The sequence below is a fragment of the Companilactobacillus sp. genome (assembly GCF_022484265.1).
Lineage (GTDB): Bacteria > Bacillota > Bacilli > Lactobacillales > Lactobacillaceae > Companilactobacillus.
Map to the genome: position 1 here is coordinate 181582 of NZ_JAKVLR010000001.1, position 20186 is coordinate 201767.

A 20186-nucleotide genomic window follows, 5' to 3' on the forward strand; every position below is an offset into this window, starting at 1 on the left:
AGGAGAAATAAATGGCTAATCCATACGAAGAAGCCGGGGTTAACGTTAATTCAGGCTATGAAGTATCGAACTTCGTCAAACAGAATTTAGCGATGCAACATGCCAACGCCAACAATATCGGAAACTTTGGGGGAATGTACGAGATTCCTGAAGGTTATGAACATCCAGTTTTAATTTCTAGTAATGATGGTGTCGGTACTAAATTGCTCTTGTCTGTCCAGGGTAAGAAATATGACACCGTCGGGATCGACTGTGTAGCAATGTGTGTAAATGATTTGTTGGCTCAAGGTGCTAAACCACAATATTTTTTGGACTATTTAGCAACCGGCAAAGTTGACAGTAAAATCAAGCAAGTACTCAAAGGTATTATGTTTGGCTGTGAATTAGGTCAAGTGGATTTAATTGGCGGAGAAACGGCTGAAATGCCTGATGTCTATGCAAATAATGATTACGACATTGCTGGCTTTTCAGTCGGTATCGTTGAAAAATCCGACATTCTTCGAAAAGAAAATGTTCAAATTGGCGATAAGTTGATAGGTATCAAGTCTAGTGGCCTCCATTCAAATGGTTTTTCACTGATTAGAAAAATCTTTTTTAAAGATCATGATTTTTCGTTTGATACTCATTTGCCTGAAATGCCTGATCAAAAATTAGGCAATGTGCTCCTTGAACCGACTAGAATTTACACTAAGCAGATCGTGCCACTTTTGGAACAAAAAATGATTCACGGGATTGCCCACATTACCGGCGGTGGCTTTTACGAAAACATTCCCAGAATGTTGCCTGAAAACGCCGCAGCAATGATCGATATCAATAGCTGGAAGCCACAAGCAATTTTTGACATTGTGCAAAAATACGGCGATATCCAATTAGACGATATGTTCCATATTTTTAATATGGGTATTGGCATGGTTTTAGCAGTCGATTCAAATATTTCGAGTGATGTTTTACGTGAGTTGAATCGGGCTGAAAAACAAGCCTTTATCATCGGAGAAGTATCCGAACGTGAAACAGATTCAGTTGTATTGTCGGGAGGTTCAATATGAAAGTTGCCATTTTTGCTTCCGGAAATGGAACGAACTTTGAAGCCCTGGCAGATAGTCAAGAATTGAAAAATGCCGGATTAGAGATTGAAGTTTTAGTTTGCGACCAACCAAATGCCAAAGTTTTAGCTAAGGCAAAGCAGAGAAACATTCCCACATTCGTCAATCGTTTAAAAGATTATTCAGATCGACATGCGTATGAACAAGCAATTGTCGAAAAGCTCGCGCCATTGAAAATCGAATATATTTTGTTAGCTGGCTATATGAAGGTTGTTACTAGTACGCTTTTGTCAGCTTATCCCAACAAGATCATCAACATTCATCCATCTTTGTTGCCAAAATATTCAGGTTTGGAATCAATTCAAAGAGCTTTCGATGCCGGAGAATCAGAGACTGGGGTTACCATTCATTACATTGATTCAGGAGTGGATACTGGTCCAATCATCCGTCAAGCTACAGTACCGATTTTAAAAAATGATACTGCGGAAACACTCGAAGCTAGAGTACATGCAACAGAGCACCAAATTTATCCAGAAGTCGTCTTAGAACTACTAAAAAAATAATAGGTGGTATAAACATGAAAAACGCTCTTATCAGTGTCTCAGATAAAACAGGAATCGTTGAATTTGCAAAGGGTCTAATTGATGCCGGATATTCAATCATTTCTACTGGTGGTACATATAAGAAATTGCAAGAAAACGACATTAAAGTAACTGAGATCGATGAAGTTACTGGATTCCCAGAAATTTTGGATGGTCGTGTTAAAACATTGCACCCAAAGGTTCATGCAGGTTTACTTGCTAAGCGTTCTAACAAGGAACATATGGAAACATTGAAGGAACTAAACATCAATACAATTGATTTAGTTTGTGTCAACTTATACCCATTTAAAGAAACAATCTCTAAAGAAAACGTTGAACTACCGGATGCAATTGAACAAATTGATATCGGTGGTCCTTCAATGCTCCGCTCTGCTTCAAAGAACTTCGAGAGCGTTTATGTAGTTGTTGATAAAAATGATTACGATTCAGTATTGGCAGAGATCAACAACGACGGCGATGACAAAGTTGCGTTCCGTCAAAAATTAGCTGCTAAAGCATTTAGACATACTGCTGAATATGATGGAATCATCTCAAATTATTTAACAAACATTGCTGGAATCGAATTCCCAGAAACAAAGACAATTCCATTAGAATTCAAACAATCATTGCGTTACGGTGAAAATTCACACCAACAAGCAGCTTTTTACAAAAACTCAATGGCAACAGATTATTCAATTGCCTCAGCTAAACAATTGCATGGTAAGGAACTTTCATACAACAATATTCGCGATGCTGATGCTGCCATTAAGATCGTTTCAGACTTTGACACTCCATGTGTTGTTGCCTTAAAGCATATGAACCCTTGTGGTATCGGAATTGATGACAATGACATCTATGCAGCATGGCAAAAAGCTTACACTGCAGATAAAATTTCTATTTTCGGTGGAATCATCGTAGTCAATCGAGAAGTCGATAAGAAGATTGCCGAAGAAATGCACAAGATCTTCTTGGAAATTGTTATTGCACCAAGCTTTACAGATGAAGCTTTGGAAATTCTTGAAAGCAAGAAAAACATTCGTCTAATGACACTTGATTTCAGTAAGGCTAAAGATGCTGACAAGCATGAATACACATCAGTTCTTGGTGGTATGTTGATACAAGAAAGAGACACTGTTGTCGATAGTTTTGATGATTTTGAAGTTGTTACTGAAAAGCAACCAACTGAAGAAGAAAAGAAAGCTTTGTTATTTGCTCAAAAAGTTGTTAAGCACGTTAAGAGTAATGCCATCACTGTTACAACCACAGACATGACCTTAGGTATTGGTGCCGGACAAATGAACCGTATCGGTTCAGCAAAGATTGCGATTGAAGAAGCCGAAGAAAATGGCAACATTAAGAAACCATTCGTAATGGGCTCAGATGCGTTCTTCCCAATGGATGACTGTGTGCAATTTGCTGCTGAAAATGGTATTACAGCCATTATCCAACCAGGTGGTTCGATTCATGATCAAGATTCAATTGACATGGCAAATAAATATGGAATTTCAATGGTCTGCACAGGCAGAAGACATTTCAAGCACTAATACCAGGAGGACAAAATGAAAATATTAGTCGTGGGTTCTGGCGCTAGAGAAGATGCTATCTGTCAGGCGTTGCAAAAATCAGATCGTTACAATGATGTATTTTGTGCACCAGGCAATGCAGGAATGAGATTGTTTGGTGTTCAGACCGTGGGGATCGATGAATTAGAATTTACTAAATTAGCAGATTTTGCGATTGAAAATGATATTACATATACCATTGTCGGACCAGAAAAACCGTTGGTAGAGGGTATTGTTGATTATTTCCAATCACGTGGATTAAAAATCTTTGGACCGAATAAGGCTGCTGCTCAGATTGAAGGATCCAAAACTTTCACAAAAAGATTGATGAGTGAAGCTGGTGTTGCGACAGCTTTTTATCAGGAATTTACAGACTTCGGATTAGCTATTGAATATATCGAAAAGAAAAACCAATTTCCAATTGTTATCAAAGCTAATGGTTTGGCCAGTGGTAAAGGTGTTTTCATTATCGAAACATTAGATAACGCCATCAATATTTTGCACCAACTTTTGAATGACCATCGATTCGGAACTGATAAAGTTATCGTTGAAGAATACTTGGAAGGTGAAGAGTTTTCATTAATGGCTTTTGTTCATGATGAGAACTTTTATCCAATGCCAATTGCTCAAGATTATAAACGAGTGTTAGATGGCGATAAGGGCCTTAATACTGGTGGTATGGGGGCAATTTGTCCGTTAGATAATATTGATTGCGATATCGTTTATCAAGCATACAAGGACATATTAAAGCCATTCGTTAAACAAATGCATCGTGAAGGAGTTAGTTACACCGGCGTGTTGTACGCAGGTTTGATCCTTACTCCTAATGGTGTTAAGGTCATCGAATTTAATGTTAGATTTGGTGATCCTGAAACCGAGGTCGTGTTGCCACGATTGAAGTCTGATTTGTCGAAAGTGATCGCAAATTTGTTGAACGGCGAAGACGTTGATAACATTTCCTGGAGAGATGATGGTGTTGATCTCGGGGTGTTTGTCGCCAGCAATGGTTATCCGGTTAAACCAGAGATAGGTAAGAGCATTGGACCTAAAGAACAATTCACCAATACTCAGTTGAACTTAAATTTTGCTAGCGTTGCTGAAAATAGTCACGGCTTAGTGACTGACGGTGGTCGACTTTATTTAGTCCATACGCATGCAAACACGTTACAAAATGCTCAAGATAAAATTTATTCATATTTAGATTCAGTTGATACGACGAATGTATTTTATCGAAAAGATATTGGTCGAAATGCAATCTAGACATCAAAAAAAGGAATTTGAAGATTAATCTTCAAATTCCTTTTTATTTGGATCAGGTATGTATTTAAAGTTAGGATCAATTTCATTATCAATTTGTTTCCAAGCTTCTTCCATATCTTCGTTTACTTTTTGAGTTTGTTCATCGTCCAATTTTGCTTTAAAATTAAAGTCAATTTCCGGTCCAATACCGATGGTTACTTTTTTATGCTTCAATAAATCGCCAAATTTAACTGGCCCTTGATAAACAAACGGAACTAACGGTGCTTTTGACATCTTGGCGATCAATGATGCGCCACCGCGTAGCTGTTGTGAATATCTCGTTCCAGAAGGGAACATGATCAAAACTTGTCCCTTATTTTTCAAAGCTTTAACAGGTGTTTTGATAACTGATGGCCCGGGATGTTTACGATCAACCGGAAAGGCATGTGAATGAACCAAGATGAATCGTAGAATTGGATTTTTGAATAATTCAATTTTTGCCATAAAAGTTGCTTCTCGCGGTTTGATTGCTAATGCAAAGAATATTGGCTCCCACCATGTTCGATGAGGAGCAACAATAATATAAGGTTTGTCGGGTAAATTTTCTTTACCGACGATGTCGAATCGTCCATTAACTACAAAAACCACAAATCGGGCGACTTGTCGGATAAACTTATAGAACATGTACTAATTTCCTCCAAATGAGATTTATGTAAAAAGTAAGGTAGGTATATCATGAGTAAAATGTCAAAGGATATTATAGCAAACAGTGGCGTAATAATAAATCAAGACAAAGACCTATATTCATTTAATTTAGACACCATTCTACTATATAACTTCGCAAAACCGTCAAAAAAAGGTCGAGTAGTTGATCTATGTTCCGGAAATGGTGCTATCGGACTTTCTTTGACCGCAAAAACTAATGCTCATATTTACCTTGTTGAGATCCAACCTGAATTGGCAAAGCTAGCTCAACGGAGCATTGCAGAAAACCAGCTCGAACAACAGGTAACGTTAATAATTGATGATTTGAATAATGTGTTGCAATATCTTGATCACGATACAGTGGACACAATCACTTGCAATCCGCCTTATTTTGCCAATGATTCTCAAGCAAAGATTAAGGAAAATCCCGTTTTAGCAATCGCCCGACATGAAATAAAAACTAACCTTGACCAAATTCTTCATCAATCAATGATCTTGTTGAAAGAAAACAGCCATCTATTTATGGTTTATCGTCCTGATCGATTGCCAGAATTATTCTCTGATTTGCTAAAAAATAAATTGCAGCCCAAGAAGGTGCGTTTTGTCAGAACACGTGCCAATGCGGCTGCCAATTTGGTTTTAGTTGACGCAATCAAGACAGTAAAGTCAGGTAATCTAGAAGTATTGCCTGATTTAATTATGTATAATGGGGATGTTTTAACCCAGGAGGCAGCCAAGATTTTAAATGAAAGATGATAGTTATTTCGTATACATATTACTATGTGCAGATGGGACGTTTTACACTGGCACATCTAATGACGTGAAAAAAAGAGTCAAGACACACAACAGCGGTAAGGGCGCAAAGTATACCAAAACAAGACGTCCAGTTAAATTACTTTACACTGAAAAGCTCGCGGATAAATCAGCAGCGTTAAAACGAGAAGCTGCGATAAAAAAACTAACTCGTCCTAAAAAAGAAGAACTACTGATTGCCAATGGAATAAGTTGGTAGAATCTCTTGATTTTGAAGTGTTTATCCTCTATAATATTTGCTTGTATTGCAAATACACACACTTAATGATTTAGTCAACGGTGCGTTAAGACGTCTTGACTAGAAATGATTTAGGTGGAGGAAAAAACCAGGAGGACATACATATGTCAGTTATTTCAATGAAACAACTTCTTGAAGCCGGTGTACATTTTGGTCACCAAACAAGACGTTGGAACCCTAAGATGAAACCTTTCATCTTCACACAAAGAAATGGTATTTATATCATTGATTTGCAAAAAACAGTTCGCATGATCGACGATGCTTACAACTATATGAAAGCAGTTGCCGGTGATGACGGTGTATTCTTATTCGTTGGTACAAAGAAACAAGCACAAGATGCCATTGAAGAAGAAGCAACACGTGCAGGTCAATACTACGTTAACCATCGTTGGTTAGGTGGTACTTTGACTAACTGGAACACAATCCAAAAACGTATTAAGAGATTAAAAGAAATCAAAGCAATGTCAGAAGACGGAACTTTCGAACGTCTACCTAAGAAAGAAGTTGCTTTGTTAGAAAAACAAGAAGCAAAACTTGAAAAATTCCTTGGTGGTATCGAAGATATGCCAAGAATTCCTGATGTTATGTTTATTGTTGACCCACACAAAGAAAACATCGCTGTTAACGAAGCCAAGAAACTTAATATTCCTATTGTTGCTATGGTTGATACAAACACAGATCCAGATCCTATCGATGTTATCATTCCATCAAACGATGACGCTATCCGTGCCGTACGTTTGATCGTTTCAAAGATGGCTGATGCCATTGTTGAAGGTAAACAAGGTGAAGATTCAGTATCTGCTGACGACTTTGCTAAAGATGGTTCAAATGACGAAGGTCAATCCATTGAAAATGTTGCCGAAAACGACGATAATGAAAGTGCTAACGATAATAAATAATTTAGATTTGATTAGTCATCTGTAAAGATGACTTTCTTTCTGACTGGAGGATAATTAATGGCTGCTAAAATTACTGCTGCTCAAGTTAAAGAATTACGTGATAAGACAAGTGTTGGTATGATGGATGCTAAAAAAGCATTGGTTTCTGCTGACGGAGATATGCAAAAGGCAATTGACGAACTTCGTGAAAAAGGTATCGCCAAAGCTGCTAAGAAGGGCGACCGTATCGCTGCTGAAGGTTTAGCACATATCGAAATTTCAGGTAACAAAGCTTCAATCATCGAAGTTAACTCAGAAACTGACTTTGTTTCATCAAACGACAAGTTCAAAGCTCTCGTAAACGAGATCGGTAAAGCTATCGTTGAAAATGAACCAAAAGACATGGACGAAGCACTTGCACTTAAAGTTTCAGAAGGTACAATCCAAGAAGCTGTTACTGGCTTAACTGCTGTTATCGGTGAAAAGATTACCTTGAGACGTTTCAAAGTCTTAGACAAGACGGACTCACAAGTATTCGGTTCATACTTGCATAATGGTGGCTTGATTGCTGCTGTTACTGTCCTTGAAGGTTCTGATGAAGAAGCTGCTAAGGATGTTGCAATGCATGTTGCTGCTATCAATCCTCGTTACATCGACCGTGACCACGTTCCTAGTGATGTTCTTGAACATGAAAAAGAAATCTTCACAGAAGAAACAAAAGCCGAAGGAAAACCTGAAAAGATTATCCCTCGTATTGTTGAAGGCCGTGTAAACAAGTTCCTTTCAGAAATCAGTTTAGCTGATCAAGAATTTGTTAAGGATTCTGATATGACAGTTCAACAATTTGTTGAATCTAAGAATAGTAAACTTGTTGATTACGTTCGCTTCGAAGTTGGCGAAGGTATCGAAAAGCCTAAGGAAGATTTTGCTGAAGAAGTTAAAAATCAAATGAAATAATAATCATTAATGGGGGATCGCTTAATTTTATAATTAGGCGGTCTTTTATTTTATCTTCATTTATATTCGACAATAGCTTTAAACCAATCTAGGAATCGTGTAAAATTAAGGGTTGAATTTAAATTTTTTAATATGGAATATGTTAAAATATTAAATAGCAAAATTAAAGGAGTGCACTTATGCCTGACATTAAATACAATCGAGTAATTCTAAAGGTTTCTGGTGAAGCATTAGCCGGTGAAAAAGGATTTGGAATCAATCCTCCTGTTATCAAACAAGTCGCAGAACAGATCAAGAGTATTCACGAATTAGGAGTTCAAATTGCTATCGTTTGTGGTGGCGGAAATATTTGGCGTGGAGAAACTGGCGCTGAGATGGGCATGGATCGTGCTCAAGCTGATTACATGGGAATGATGGCCACAGTGATGAATGGTTTAGCATTGCAAGATGGTTTGGAGCAATTGGATGTACCTACACGTGTACAAACATCAATTGAAATGCGCCAAGTTGCAGAGCCATATATCAGAAGAAAGGCAGTTCGTCATCTTGAAAAGGGACGTGTCGTTATCTTTGCAGGTGGAACTGGTAACCCTTACTTCTCGACTGATACAACTGCTGTATTACGTGCAGCTGAAATCGAAGCAGACGTGATTCTAATGGCTAAAAATAATGTTGATGGTGTTTATTCAGCTGATCCACAAAAAGACCCACAAGCTAAGAAATATGACGAATTGACACAACTTGATATTATTAACAAGAACCTTGGTGTTATGGATTCTACAGCTTCATCATTATCAATGGATAACAACATTCCTTTGATCGTCTTTAATTTGAACAAAGCAGAAAACATTAAAAAGGTTGTTCAAGGTGAAAACATTGGAACAATCATTAAGGGTGGTACAAAATAAATGGCTGAAAATAGTGCAGTTTCAACATCAAAAGAAAAAATGAACAATTCGATTGAAGTTTTGAATCGCGAATTAGCTAATATTCGTGCAGGTAAAGCTAATGCTTCGATCCTTAGCAACATCCAAGTACAATATTACGGTACTCCAGTTCCATTGAACCAAGTTGCCTCAGTTAACATTCCTGAAGCTCGTGTTCTTATGATCACACCTTATGACAAATCATCATTAGACGACATTGAACATGCAATCAACTCATCAGACTTGGGTTTAAACCCTGCCAATGATGGTGATGTTATTCGTTTAGTTATTCCACAACTAACTGGTGAACGCAGAAAAGAAATTGCCAAAAAGGTTGGTAAGGAAGCTGAAGATGCACGCGTTGCAGTTAGAAATGTCCGTCGTGAGGGTATGGACTCAATCAAGAAACAACAAAAAGATGGCGATATCTCTGAGGATGACTTCCACGATATTGAAAAGCAAATTCAAAAAGTTACTGATTCAGCAGTCGACCGTATTAATAAATTAGCTGAAGACAAAGAAAAGGAAATCACTGAAGGATAAACCTTCAGAACGATTGTACGATGACAGAAAATAATATCGATGGGCAGATCAATAATTTAAGAGTGCCAGATCATATTGCGATAATCATGGATGGAAACGGTCGTTGGGCAAAGAGAAGTGGTCAACCACGAATTGCTGGTCACAAAGAGGGTATGAACAATGTTAAACGCATTGCCACCACTGCTAGTCATTTGGGTGTTAAAGTTCTCAGTTTGTATGCTTTTTCTACCGAAAACTGGAAACGTCCTAGTACCGAAGTAAGTTTTCTAATGAAACTTCCGGTTGATTTCTTTGGCGTTTTCATGCCTGATTTGATCAAAGAAAACATTAAAGTCGTAATTACTGGATTCAAGGACGATTTACCGACTAAAACTCAAAATGTCGTTAATAAAGCGATGGAAGATACCAAAGATAATACCGGAATGGTCTTAAACTTTGCATTCAACTATGGCGGACGTGCAGAAATCATCAACGCTACCAAGATCTTGGCTGAAAAAGCTGTCGCTGGTGAGATCAAGCCACAAGATATTGATGAGAAAGCTTTTTCAGATGAATTGTTTACCAGTGTCTTAGGCAAGTACGCTGATCCTGATCTCTTGATACGTACGAGTGGCGAAGAGAGAATTTCTAATTTCTTATTATGGCAAATGGCATATACTGAAATGGTGTTTGACGATGCATATTGGCCGGACTTTACATCAGACAACCTGATAAATGACATCCGGACTTTTAACGATCGTGATCGCCGATTTGGAACAGTTTAACAACTTTGGGGGAAAATTATGAAACAACGTGTGATAACTGCCGTTATTGCTCTGGCAATTTTTATTCCGATCCTACTAGCTGGTGGGGTATGGCTTGAAGTTGCAGCAGCGGTATTAGCAGCAATTGGTGTTTTTGAGATTTATATTATGCGTAAGCGTATAATAGTTTCAATCGACTTCGTAATTACCATCTTGGGTACTTTAGCTTTAGCGGTACCTGTTAATTTCTACCGAGGTTGGTTACCAAATGGATTTAATCGACTGGATATCTTATATATCTTTGTCGTCTTGTTACTAATGGTTACTGTATTCACCAAAAATAAATTCAATTTTGAAGATGCAGCAATTTCTGCGATTACCATGGTTTATGTAGGAATTGGTTTCCATTACTTAGCTTCTGTCAGAAATTCTAAAGCTGGTTTGGGACTATTGTTATTTGCTTTAATCGTAGTTTGGTCAACTGATATTTTTGCCTATACATTCGGTAGAAAAATCGGAAAGCATAAGCTTTGGCCAGCTATCAGTCCCAACAAGACTTGGGAAGGTACGATTGCCGGAATCGTCTGTGCATTGATTTTTTCAGGAATATACATGATTTTTGTTCCTCAAAAATACCCAATGGTAGATATGTTAATGATTGCATTCGTACTTTCGATATTTGGTCAAATTGGAGATTTAATAGAATCAGCTTACAAGCGTTTCTACAAGGTTAAAGATTCAGGTAACATTTTGCCAGGCCACGGTGGTATTTTGGACAGATTTGATAGTATGCTAATTGTTTTACCAATGTTACACATTTTTGGTTTAGTCTAATCGCTTCGTGGAGGTTAAAATGACCGCGATAATAACATTTATAATTGTTTTTGGTATTTTAGTGATCGTGCATGAATTTGGACATTACTATGCTGCCAAGAAATCAGGAATTTTAGTTCGAGAATTTTCGGTCGGAATGGGTCCGAAAATTGTCGCTTATCGAAAAAATAGCTCTACATATACATTGAGGTTATTACCGCTCGGTGGATACGTACGTATGGCTGGATCTCAAGAAGACGATTCCGAGATAAAACCCGGGACTATGTCTTCTTTAGTCATGGATGATAACGGAAAAGTTACTAAAATTATCATCTCCAGCAAAGTTTATGATGCCAATGCCGTTCCAGTTCAAATTTCTAAGGCCGATTTAGTTGACGACTTGACGATTGAAGGATATGAAAACGGTGATGAATCTGAAACCAAGACTTTTAATGTCGATCATGACGCTACAATTGTCGAAGAAGATGGAACTGAGGTGCAAATTGCCCCTCGAGATGTTCAACTTCAGTCAGTTTCGGTTTGGAAACGGATGATCACAAATTTTGCTGGACCATTCAATAACTTTGTCTTGGCAATTGTTTGTTCAACTATTGCTGCATTTATGATGTCGGGCGGAGTTTTGACAAATACTAATCAAATTGGCCCAGTTATGCATGATAGCGTAGCTCAAAAGGCCGGTTTAAAAGAGAATGACACAATCACTAAAGTTCAAGGTAAGAAAACCACTAATTGGACCGAATTGATTTCTGCCATTCAGGCAAGACCTGACAAAAAGACCACTTTAACGGTTAAGTCTGGAAATAAGACTAAGGACGTAGTGGTAGTTCCTAAGTCTGCGACAAGCAATGGTCAAAAATACGGGATGATTGGAGTTGCCGCACAACGCGATAATTCTGTTGGCGCCAAGCTTAAATATGGATTTACTTCAAGTTTTCAAACAACCGAAGCAATCTTTGGACAACTAGGCAAAATGTTGACCGGAGGATTTAATATTAATCAACTGGCTGGTCCCGTTGGTATTTATTCGATGACATCTGAAGCATCTTCGTTGGGGATAGTTTACGTGATTCAATTTATGGCTATGCTTTCTTTGAACCTGGGGATCGTAAACTTGATTCCAATCCCAGCACTAGATGGTGGGAAAATCATCATGAACATCGTTGAAGCCATCAGAAGAAAACCAATTCCAGAAGAATATGAAACGATTATTTCTTTGATCGGTGTTGGTATTTTGGTTCTATTAATGGTCGCAGTAACTTGGAACGATATCCAAAGATTCTTTATTAAATAGGGGGAACTAGCGAGAATGAAACAATCTCGAATGTATATTCCAACACTTAAACAGGTGCCATCCGATGCTGAAGCAGTCAGTCATCAGTTGATGCTACGTGCTGGATATATCAGACAAGTATCCGCTGGAGCATATGCATTGCTGCCTCTAGCTTGGGACGTAATCCAAAAAATTGAAAATATTATTCGTAAAGAAATGAAAAAAATTGACGCTGTTGAAATGATGATGCCAGTATTGTTACCTGCTGATTTGTGGAAAGAAAGCGGACGATACGAAACATATGGCGATAATCTTTTTAAATTTGAAGATCGTCACAAAAGGGAATTCATTCTTGGCCCAACGCATGAAGAAACTTTTACCAGCGTGGTCAAAGAGAATTTGAATAGTTACAAAAAGATGCCAATGGTTCTGTACCAAATGCAGCCTAAGTATCGAGACGAAGATCGTCCACGTTATGGATTATTGCGTGGAAGAGAGTTCTATATGAAGGATGCATATTCATTTACATCCAACTACGAAGATTTGGATGTTGAATTTAATCATATGGAAACAGCTTATCGCAATATTTTTGATGCATGCGGATTGAATTATCGCATTATTCTTGGCGATGCTGGTCCAATGGGTGGAACTGCATCCAAAGAATTTTCAGCTGTTGCTGATATTGGTGAAGATACGATTGCTTATTCTGAAGAGAGCGAATATTCTGCCAACTTAGAGATGGCAACTAGCAAGATCGAACAAGTTCCTTCAGAGGAACATAAAGCAATTGAAAAAATCGATACGCCTGATTTACACACGATTGAAGCTTTGGCTAAGTCTTTAGATATTGATGAATCCAAGATCATGAAGGCTGTTGCTTATATTGCCGATGAGAAACCTGTATTGGTAATGATCAGAGGAGATTATCAAGTTAATGACGTTAAATTGACTAATTTACTTAAAGCAACCTTTTTAGATGAAGCAACTGCTGAACAAGTCAACGATTTATTTGGCAGTAAGCCAGGATTTATCAGTCCATTAGGTATCAATGAAGATGTAAAAGTTATTTATGATAGTTCTTTAGAAGGACTAGATAATTTTGTCATTGGCGCAAATGAAGAAGATAAGCATTATATCAATGCTAACTTTGAAGATTTGGTCGATGGCGAGCCTGAGTTTAACGACGTTAGGATCATTAAAGAAGGAGAACCTTCTCCTGACGGTCATGGATTGCTTAAGTTCACGCGAGGAATTGAAATTGGTCATATCTTTAAATTGGGAACTAAATTTTCCGTTGATCTAGGTGCTAATTTCTTAGATGAAAATGGAAAATCACAACCGATTATCATGGGAAGTTACGGTATTGGAATTTCACGTCTACTTTCTGCTATTATTGAACAGCACAACGATGAAAATGGTATTGTTTGGCCAGCTGCACTGGCGCCATATCAAATCCACGTTGTACCAATTAAATATAAAGATGATACTCAAAAGAAATTAAGTGATGATGTTGTTGACCTCCTCAAAGAAGAAGGCTACGACGTATTATTAGACGATCGTAATGAACGTCCTGGTGTTAAATTTGCCGATTCAGATCTGATGGGATTCCCAATCAGAATCACAGTTGGTAAAAAGGCAGCAGACTCAATTGTTGAACTGAAGTTGAGAAAGACTGGAGAGACAATTGAGGTAAATAAAGACGAATTAGTTAATTCGGTAAAAATTTTGCTTAAGAATCAGTAATGAGGCTTAAGCTTTTTTTATTTAAGAAAGGTATTTTATGTCAGATAATCAAGACTTATTTAAAATTCTGATCAAACAGATAAAACTCGAAAATGTTTTACCAAACAATGATTTGTTTGATAATGCCAAATTAAATAAAGTGGAAGTCCATAAGCAGTCAAAAAGATGGACTTTCTTTTTTGAGTTCAATAATATTTTGCCATTTAATGACTTTCAAATTTTTAATGAAGCTTTGAACAATGGCTTCACAGATATCGCAAAAGTAGACTTTGAGATCTCGGTTCCCAATGCCAATCTAGATGAAAAATTAGTCCGTGATTATTGGAAATATGTTCTAAGCCATGCTCAAATAAATTCGCCGGTCGTTTCACAATTAATGGTTCAGAATCCACCACATTTTGAAAATGGTCAAGTTTTCTTGTCAGTCTCAAATAGCTTCATGGCAGATTTTATGAATGGTGAAATTATTGAGGGAATTCAGAATGAGTATTCAAATCTTGGCTTTCCAGCATTCAAAATTCGCTGCAATGTTGATGAGGCGAAATCGCAGGCTAAGCTTGATGAGTTAAAAGCTTCTAACGCTGAAAAAGAAAAGGTATTCCAAGATAAGGCGAAAGAAGTCAGCGAGAAAAAAGCTGCTCAGAAATCTACTCCTAGCAGTGGTAATAAATTAGGTAAGAAGATTGCTGATGACCAACCAATCATTTCAATGATTGACATTGTTGAAGAAGACCGAAACAAAGTCGTTGAGGGATATATTTTTGATAAAGATGTCCGCAAACTAAAATCAGGTCGTTCTTTGATGATCCTCAAAGTTACAGATTATACTTCTTCATTCAGTATCAAGAAGTTTTCTAATGGTGAAGAAGACGAAGCCTTTTTTGAAAACCTCGACAAAGGTGCTTGGATCAGAGTTCGTGGAAATGTCCAAGAAGATACTTTCTCACGTGAACTAGTTATCATGGCTAACGATATCAATATCATCAAACATGAAACTAGACAAGATACGGCTGAGGAAGGTCAAAAACGTATCGAACTGCATGCACATACTAATATGAGTCAAATGGATGCCATTCCAAGTGCTACAGCATTGGTCAAACGTGCAGCTGATTGGGGACAAACAGGTATTGCTATAACTGACCATCGTGCATTACAAGCGTTCCCTGAAGCTTATTCAGCTGGTAAAAAATTTGGCGTCAAAATCGCTTATGGCGTCGAAGTAGATTTAGTTGATGAGGGCAATCCAATTGCCTATAATTTACGCGATCAAATTCTTGATGGTGCCGAATATGTTATTTTTGATACCGAGACTACCGGTTTGTCGGCCGTTTATGATTCGATCATTGAAATTGGTGCTACCAAAATGAAAAACGGTGAAGTTATCGATCGATATGACAAATTCATTAATCCTGGACATCCATTGTCTGAGATCACGACAAATCTGACTAGTATCACTGATGATATGGTCAAGGATGCCCCTGATGAGAGTGTAATAATCCCTGAATTTATGGACTTTATTGGCGATGATATCTTGGTGGGACACAATGTAACTTTTGATATGGGATTCATGAATTCTGCTCTTAGCCGTTTAGGTAGAGAACGACTATCAATGCCGGTCATTGATACGTTGGAAATGTCGAGAACGCTTCATTCTGAATACCGTAATCATAAGTTGGACTCCTTAGCCAAACGCTATAACATTGTCTTAGAGCACCATCACCGTGCCGATTCTGATGCTGAGACAACTGGATATTTGATGTATAAACTTTTTGATGAATTAGAAGAAAAGTATGGAACAAATAATGTTTCGCAGCTAAATGATAATGTTGGTGGAGAAGAGGCCTATAAACAAGCTCGCCCAAGCCATGCGATTTTATTGGCAAAGACTCAGGCAGGATTGAAAAATCTTTTTAAAATCGTTTCTTACTCGATGACGCAGTACTTTTATCGTACAGCCAGAGTGCCAAGAAGAATGTTAAACAAATATCGTGAAGGTATTATCGTTGGTTCTGCTTGTAAAGAGGGCGAAGTCTTCACGACCATGATGCAAAAAGGGTATGATGAAACCCGCGAGATTGCCCAATATTACGACTATCTAGAAGTTATGCCAAAACCGGTTTATCAACATTTTTTGGATGCTAAGATCATCAAAGATGAACAATCGCTCGAAGAAATTATCAGTAACATTGTTAAATTAGGAAAAGAGATCAACAAACCAGTTGTTGCAACTGGCGACGTCCATTATCTTGACCCGTCAGACAAGGTTTATCGAGATATCGTAATTAAAGCTGTTAAGAGTAATCCTCTAGCACGTCAGGAATTACCGGATGTTCAATTCAGAACTACTAATGAAATGTTTGACGAGTTCAGTTTTTTGGACGATGACGATGCTCAAGAAATTATTGTTGATAATGCGCATCAGATTATGGACTCGATCGATGAAATGTCTCCGGTCAAAGACAAACTGTACACGCCGAAAATGGAAGGTGCCGAAGACGAGATCAAGAACTTGACCTTGAATAAGGCTCATGAATTATATGGCAATCCGTTGCCAGAAATTGTTCAAGAACGAATGGACAAAGAATTGAAAAGTATTATCGGTAATGGATTCTCAGTTATTTATCTGATTTCGCAGCGTCTGGTGTATAAATCTAATAAAGATGGATACTTGGTTGGATCTCGTGGTTCCGTTGGTTCCAGTTTCGTTGCGACAATGACTGGTATAACTGAGGTTAATCCATTGCCACCGCATTATCGTTGCCCTAAGTGTAAATATTCTGAATTTTATACCAAAGGTGAAGTTGGTTCAGGATTTGATCTGGCAGATAAAAATTGTCCAAAATGTGGTACAGAATTGTTAAAAGATGGTCAGGATATTCCATTTGAAACTTTCCTTGGTTTCAAAGGTGACAAGGTTCCTGATATCGATCTTAACTTCTCTGGAGACTATCAACCTGTAGCGCACAACTACACTAAAGTACTTTTTGGTGAGGATCACGTATTCCGTGCTGGTACCATTGGTACGATTGCTGATAGAACCGCCTTTGGTTATGTTAAAAATTATGAAGAACTGACTGGCAAACAATTGAGAAACGCTGAAGAAGAACGACTGGCTATGGGTTCAACTGGTGTTAAAAGAACTACCGGTCAACATCCAGCTGGTATTATTGTTGTGCCAGATTATATGGATATTTTTGACTTTACGCCGATCCAATATCCTGCTGACGATCAAAACGCAGCTTGGAAGACCACTCACTTTGATTTCCATTCGATCCATGATAATATCTTGAAACTGGATATTCTTGGACATGATGATCCAACCATGATCCGTACGTTGCAAGATTTATCCGGAATCGACCCTAAAACTATTCCAGTTGATGACCCAGATGTCATGGCATTGTTTTCAGGAACACAGTCGTTAGGTGTTACGCCTGAACAAATTTTTTCAAAAACTGGTACGTTAGGCGTCCCAGAATTTGGTACTCGATTTGTTCGTGGAATGTTGGAAAAAACTCATCCAACGACATTTGCTGAATTACTGCAAATTTCTGGATTATCTCACGGTACTGACGTTTGGCTAGGAAATGCCGAAGAGCTGATCGACCAAGGCGTGGTAACTCTAAAAGACGTTATTGGCTGTCGTGATAATATCATGATGGATTTGATTCACTACGGTATGGATTCGCAAATGGCATTTCAAATCATGGAACATGTTCGTAAGGGTAGAGGTATTCCCGATGATTGGAAACAAGCAATGAAGGATGCCGACGTTCCTGATTGGTACATCAAATCTTGTTTGAAGATCAAATACATGTTCCCTAAGGCCCATGCTACTGCCTATATTTTGATGGCATTACGGATTGCTTATTTTAAAGTTCACTATCCACTTTATTATTACAGTGCTTACATGTCAGTTCGTGCTGATGATTATGATTTAGTGGCGATGACTTCTGGTAAGCAAGCAGTCAAAAATGCTATGCAAGAGATCAATAACAAAGGGATGGACGCATCTACAAAAGAGAAGAATTTGTTGACGGTACTAGAGATTGCCAACGAATGCCTCGAACGTGGATTCAATATCAAGATGGTTGATTTGGAAAAATCCGATGCGTTTGAATTTAAGATCATCGATGACCATACTTTGTTAGCACCATTTAACGCAATTCCTGGCTTGGGTGACAACGTTGCAAAACAAATTGTTGCGGCCAGAGAAGAACAGCCATTCCTTTCTAAAGAAGACCTTTCGATTCGTGGAAAGGTATCAAAGACGATTATCGAATATATGTCCGATAATCATGTCTTGGATGGAATGCCTGATGAGAACCAATTATCGCTGTTTTAGTTGATTTTATTGGGAATATATGGTAAATTATATTTCAGTTAATTACCGTGAATGAGTGAGCAGAAATGCTCGCTCTTTTTATTGCCGATTACTATGGAGGGTAAATTTGGACACAAAAACTGATGAATTGAAAGCCATTTTACAACCAATCTTGGAAAAACATGATTTTTTCCTAGTTGATTTGGAATTTGTTCATGAACGTGGTGACTGGTATTTAAGAGTTTACGCTGACAAAAAGGGTGGAATCACGATTGATGATTGTGCTGTTATCAGCGAGGAATATGGGGAAAAGCTTGATGAACTCGATCCAATCGATCCTGCCTACTATCTAGAAGTTTCCTCACCAGGCGCAGAACGTCCATTAAAAAATGATCAAGATTTAAGTAATTATCAAGGTGCCTATGTTAATGTTTCTCTTTATCAAAAGGTTGATGGAGAAAAGATTTACGAGGGCAACTTAGATTCCGTTACTGATGATCAGATCACAATGACTTATAAGGTTAAAACTAGAACCAAGCAAGTAACAATTGACCGGGACAAAATTGCGAAGATCAGACTTGCAATAGAATTCTAAGGAGATAAGTATGACAAAAGAAATGGTCGATGCACTTGATGCATTGGAAAAAGAAAAAGGTATCAAAAAAGAATACGTTATTGAATCACTAGAAGCAGCTTTAGTTGCTGCTTACAAACGTAATTACAATCAAGCCCAAAACGTTGAAGTTAAATTTGATGCTAAAAAAGGCAATATTCATGTATACTCTGTCAAGGAAGTAGTTGATGAAGTTGCAGATGATCGCTTGGAGATCTCATTAGCAGACGCACAAGCTATCAGTAAAGGTTATGAAATTGGCGACCATATTCAAGAAGAAGTTACACCTAAAGACTTCGGACGGATCGCTGCTCAAACAGCTAAACAAGTAATTATGCAACGAATCCGTGAAGCTGAACGCGATATCATCTATAATGAATATAGCCAATACGAACATGAAATAATTCAAGGAATCGTTGAACGTAGCGATAATCGTTTTGTTTACATTAGTTTTGGTAAGATCGAAGCTGTTATGTCAAAATCTGACCAAATGCCAAATGAAACATACAATCCTCGTGACCGTGTTCGCGTTTATGTTACGAAAGTCGAAAACGCAACTAAGGGACCACAAGTGTTTGTTTCTAGAACCGATCCGAACTTAGTTAAACGTTTGTTTGAACAAGAAGTTCCCGAAATTTATGATGGAACAGTAGAAATCGTTTCAATCGCTCGTGAAGCTGGCGATCGGACTAAGATTGCTGTTAAATCAGACAATCCTGACATCGATCCTGTTGGAACTTGTGTTGGTCCAAAGGGTGCACGTGTGCAAGCAGTTGTTGATGAATTAAATGGAGAAAATATTGATGTAGTTCCTTATGTTGATGATCCAGTAGATTATATCGCCAACGCCTTGAATCCAGCCGAAGTAATTGCTGTTCAATTTGACGATGAAGACAAGCAACAATGTATGGTAATCGTTCCTGACTATCATTTGTCATTGGCAATTGGTAAAAAAGGTCAAAACGCCCGTTTAGCAGCTAAATTGACTGGATACAAGATTGATATCAAACCAGAGTCACAAGTTGAATTCGTTGACGATGACGACCAAGATGTTGACATCGATGACATTGAAAATGGTGACGACTTATCATCAGAAACTCCAAACGATAGTTCTGATAATGAAACAGATTCAAACGACAACGACTCTGATTCTGATTCAAACGAATAATAAAGGGGG

Annotated in this window: 18 protein-coding genes; 17 read left to right on the forward strand and 1 reads right to left on the reverse strand. The window is 37.9% G+C overall.

Annotation, left to right across the window (positions count from 1 at the left end; genetic code table 11):
• Positions 1-11 precede the first annotated feature (11 nt).
• Genes purM through purD form a run of 4 tightly spaced genes read left to right on the forward strand, consistent with a single transcriptional unit; the run spans position 12 to position 4446 of the window.
• Positions 12-1046, forward strand: a complete 1035-nt coding sequence (purM, locus tag LKF16_RS00925; protein WP_291472043.1) for a phosphoribosylformylglycinamidine cyclo-ligase — start codon at positions 12-14, stop codon at positions 1044-1046.
• On the forward strand, positions 1043-1606 hold the full coding sequence (gene purN, locus LKF16_RS00930) for a phosphoribosylglycinamide formyltransferase (protein ID WP_291472044.1): 564 nt from the start codon (positions 1043-1045) through the stop codon (positions 1604-1606). Before purM ends, purN begins: the two co-directional genes overlap by 4 nt.
• Before the next feature lie 14 nt (positions 1607-1620).
• Positions 1621-3168 (forward strand): bifunctional phosphoribosylaminoimidazolecarboxamide formyltransferase/IMP cyclohydrolase, encoded by a 1548-nt coding sequence (gene purH, locus LKF16_RS00935; RefSeq protein WP_291472046.1) that lies wholly within the window; start codon positions 1621-1623, stop codon positions 3166-3168.
• Between the two features lie 15 nt (positions 3169-3183).
• Positions 3184-4446, forward strand: coding sequence for a phosphoribosylamine--glycine ligase (gene purD, locus LKF16_RS00940; protein WP_291472048.1), 1263 nt, complete (start codon positions 3184-3186; stop codon positions 4444-4446).
• 24 nt (positions 4447-4470) lie between these two features.
• Here the strand turns inward: purD and LKF16_RS00945 are convergent, their stop codons facing one another.
• Positions 4471-5109: a lysophospholipid acyltransferase family protein gene (locus tag LKF16_RS00945; RefSeq protein WP_291472050.1), complete on the reverse strand. Its 639-nt coding sequence runs from the start codon at positions 5107-5109 to the stop codon at positions 4471-4473.
• 51 nt (positions 5110-5160) lie between these two features.
• Between LKF16_RS00945 and LKF16_RS00950 the strand changes: the two genes are divergently transcribed.
• From LKF16_RS00950 to nusA, 13 genes are all read left to right on the forward strand, one after another.
• On the forward strand, positions 5161-5886 hold the full coding sequence (locus LKF16_RS00950; protein WP_291472052.1) for a tRNA1(Val) (adenine(37)-N6)-methyltransferase: 726 nt from the start codon (positions 5161-5163) through the stop codon (positions 5884-5886).
• The gene (locus LKF16_RS00955; protein WP_291472054.1) at positions 5876-6142 is read left to right on the forward strand and encodes a GIY-YIG nuclease family protein; all 267 of its coding nucleotides are present in this window, start codon (positions 5876-5878) and stop codon (positions 6140-6142) included. The genes LKF16_RS00950 and LKF16_RS00955 overlap by 11 nt, the downstream gene beginning before the upstream one ends.
• A 143-nt stretch (positions 6143-6285) precedes the next feature.
• Positions 6286-7080 carry a 30S ribosomal protein S2 gene (rpsB, locus tag LKF16_RS00960; RefSeq protein WP_291472055.1) on the forward strand — a complete coding sequence of 265 codons (795 nt, stop codon included), beginning with the start codon at positions 6286-6288 and terminating at the stop codon, positions 7078-7080.
• A gap of 57 nt (positions 7081-7137) precedes the next feature.
• Positions 7138-8016 (forward strand): translation elongation factor Ts, encoded by an 879-nt coding sequence (tsf, locus tag LKF16_RS00965; RefSeq protein ID WP_291472057.1) that lies wholly within the window; start codon positions 7138-7140, stop codon positions 8014-8016.
• Between the two features lie 179 nt (positions 8017-8195).
• Positions 8196-8924 (forward strand): UMP kinase, encoded by a 729-nt coding sequence (gene pyrH, locus LKF16_RS00970; protein WP_291472059.1) that lies wholly within the window; start codon positions 8196-8198, stop codon positions 8922-8924.
• Positions 8925-9485: a ribosome recycling factor gene (gene frr / locus LKF16_RS00975; RefSeq protein WP_291472061.1), complete on the forward strand. Its 561-nt coding sequence runs from the start codon at positions 8925-8927 to the stop codon at positions 9483-9485.
• A gap of 20 nt (positions 9486-9505) precedes the next feature.
• Positions 9506-10249, forward strand: a complete 744-nt coding sequence (locus tag LKF16_RS00980; RefSeq protein ID WP_291472063.1) for an isoprenyl transferase — start codon at positions 9506-9508, stop codon at positions 10247-10249.
• 18 nt (positions 10250-10267) lie between these two features.
• The gene (locus LKF16_RS00985; RefSeq protein WP_291472065.1) at positions 10268-11062 is read left to right on the forward strand and encodes a phosphatidate cytidylyltransferase; all 795 of its coding nucleotides are present in this window, start codon (positions 10268-10270) and stop codon (positions 11060-11062) included.
• 19 nt (positions 11063-11081) lie between these two features.
• Positions 11082-12353: an RIP metalloprotease RseP gene (rseP, locus tag LKF16_RS00990; protein WP_291472068.1), complete on the forward strand. Its 1272-nt coding sequence runs from the start codon at positions 11082-11084 to the stop codon at positions 12351-12353.
• 15 nt (positions 12354-12368) lie between these two features.
• Complete coding sequence (locus LKF16_RS00995; RefSeq protein WP_291472070.1) at positions 12369-14075, forward strand: proline--tRNA ligase; 1707 nt, start codon at positions 12369-12371, stop codon at positions 14073-14075.
• Between the two features lie 37 nt (positions 14076-14112).
• Entirely contained in the window at positions 14113-18417 is a 4305-nt protein-coding gene (locus LKF16_RS01000; protein WP_291472072.1) for a PolC-type DNA polymerase III, read from the forward strand.
• A 106-nt stretch (positions 18418-18523) separates the two neighbouring features.
• Entirely contained in the window at positions 18524-18991 is a 468-nt protein-coding gene (gene rimP, locus LKF16_RS01005; RefSeq protein ID WP_291472074.1) for a ribosome maturation factor RimP, read from the forward strand.
• Positions 18992-19001: 10 nt separating this feature from the next.
• Positions 19002-20177, forward strand: a complete 1176-nt coding sequence (gene nusA / locus LKF16_RS01010) for a transcription termination factor NusA (protein WP_291472075.1) — start codon at positions 19002-19004, stop codon at positions 20175-20177.
• Positions 20178-20186 lie beyond the last annotated feature (9 nt).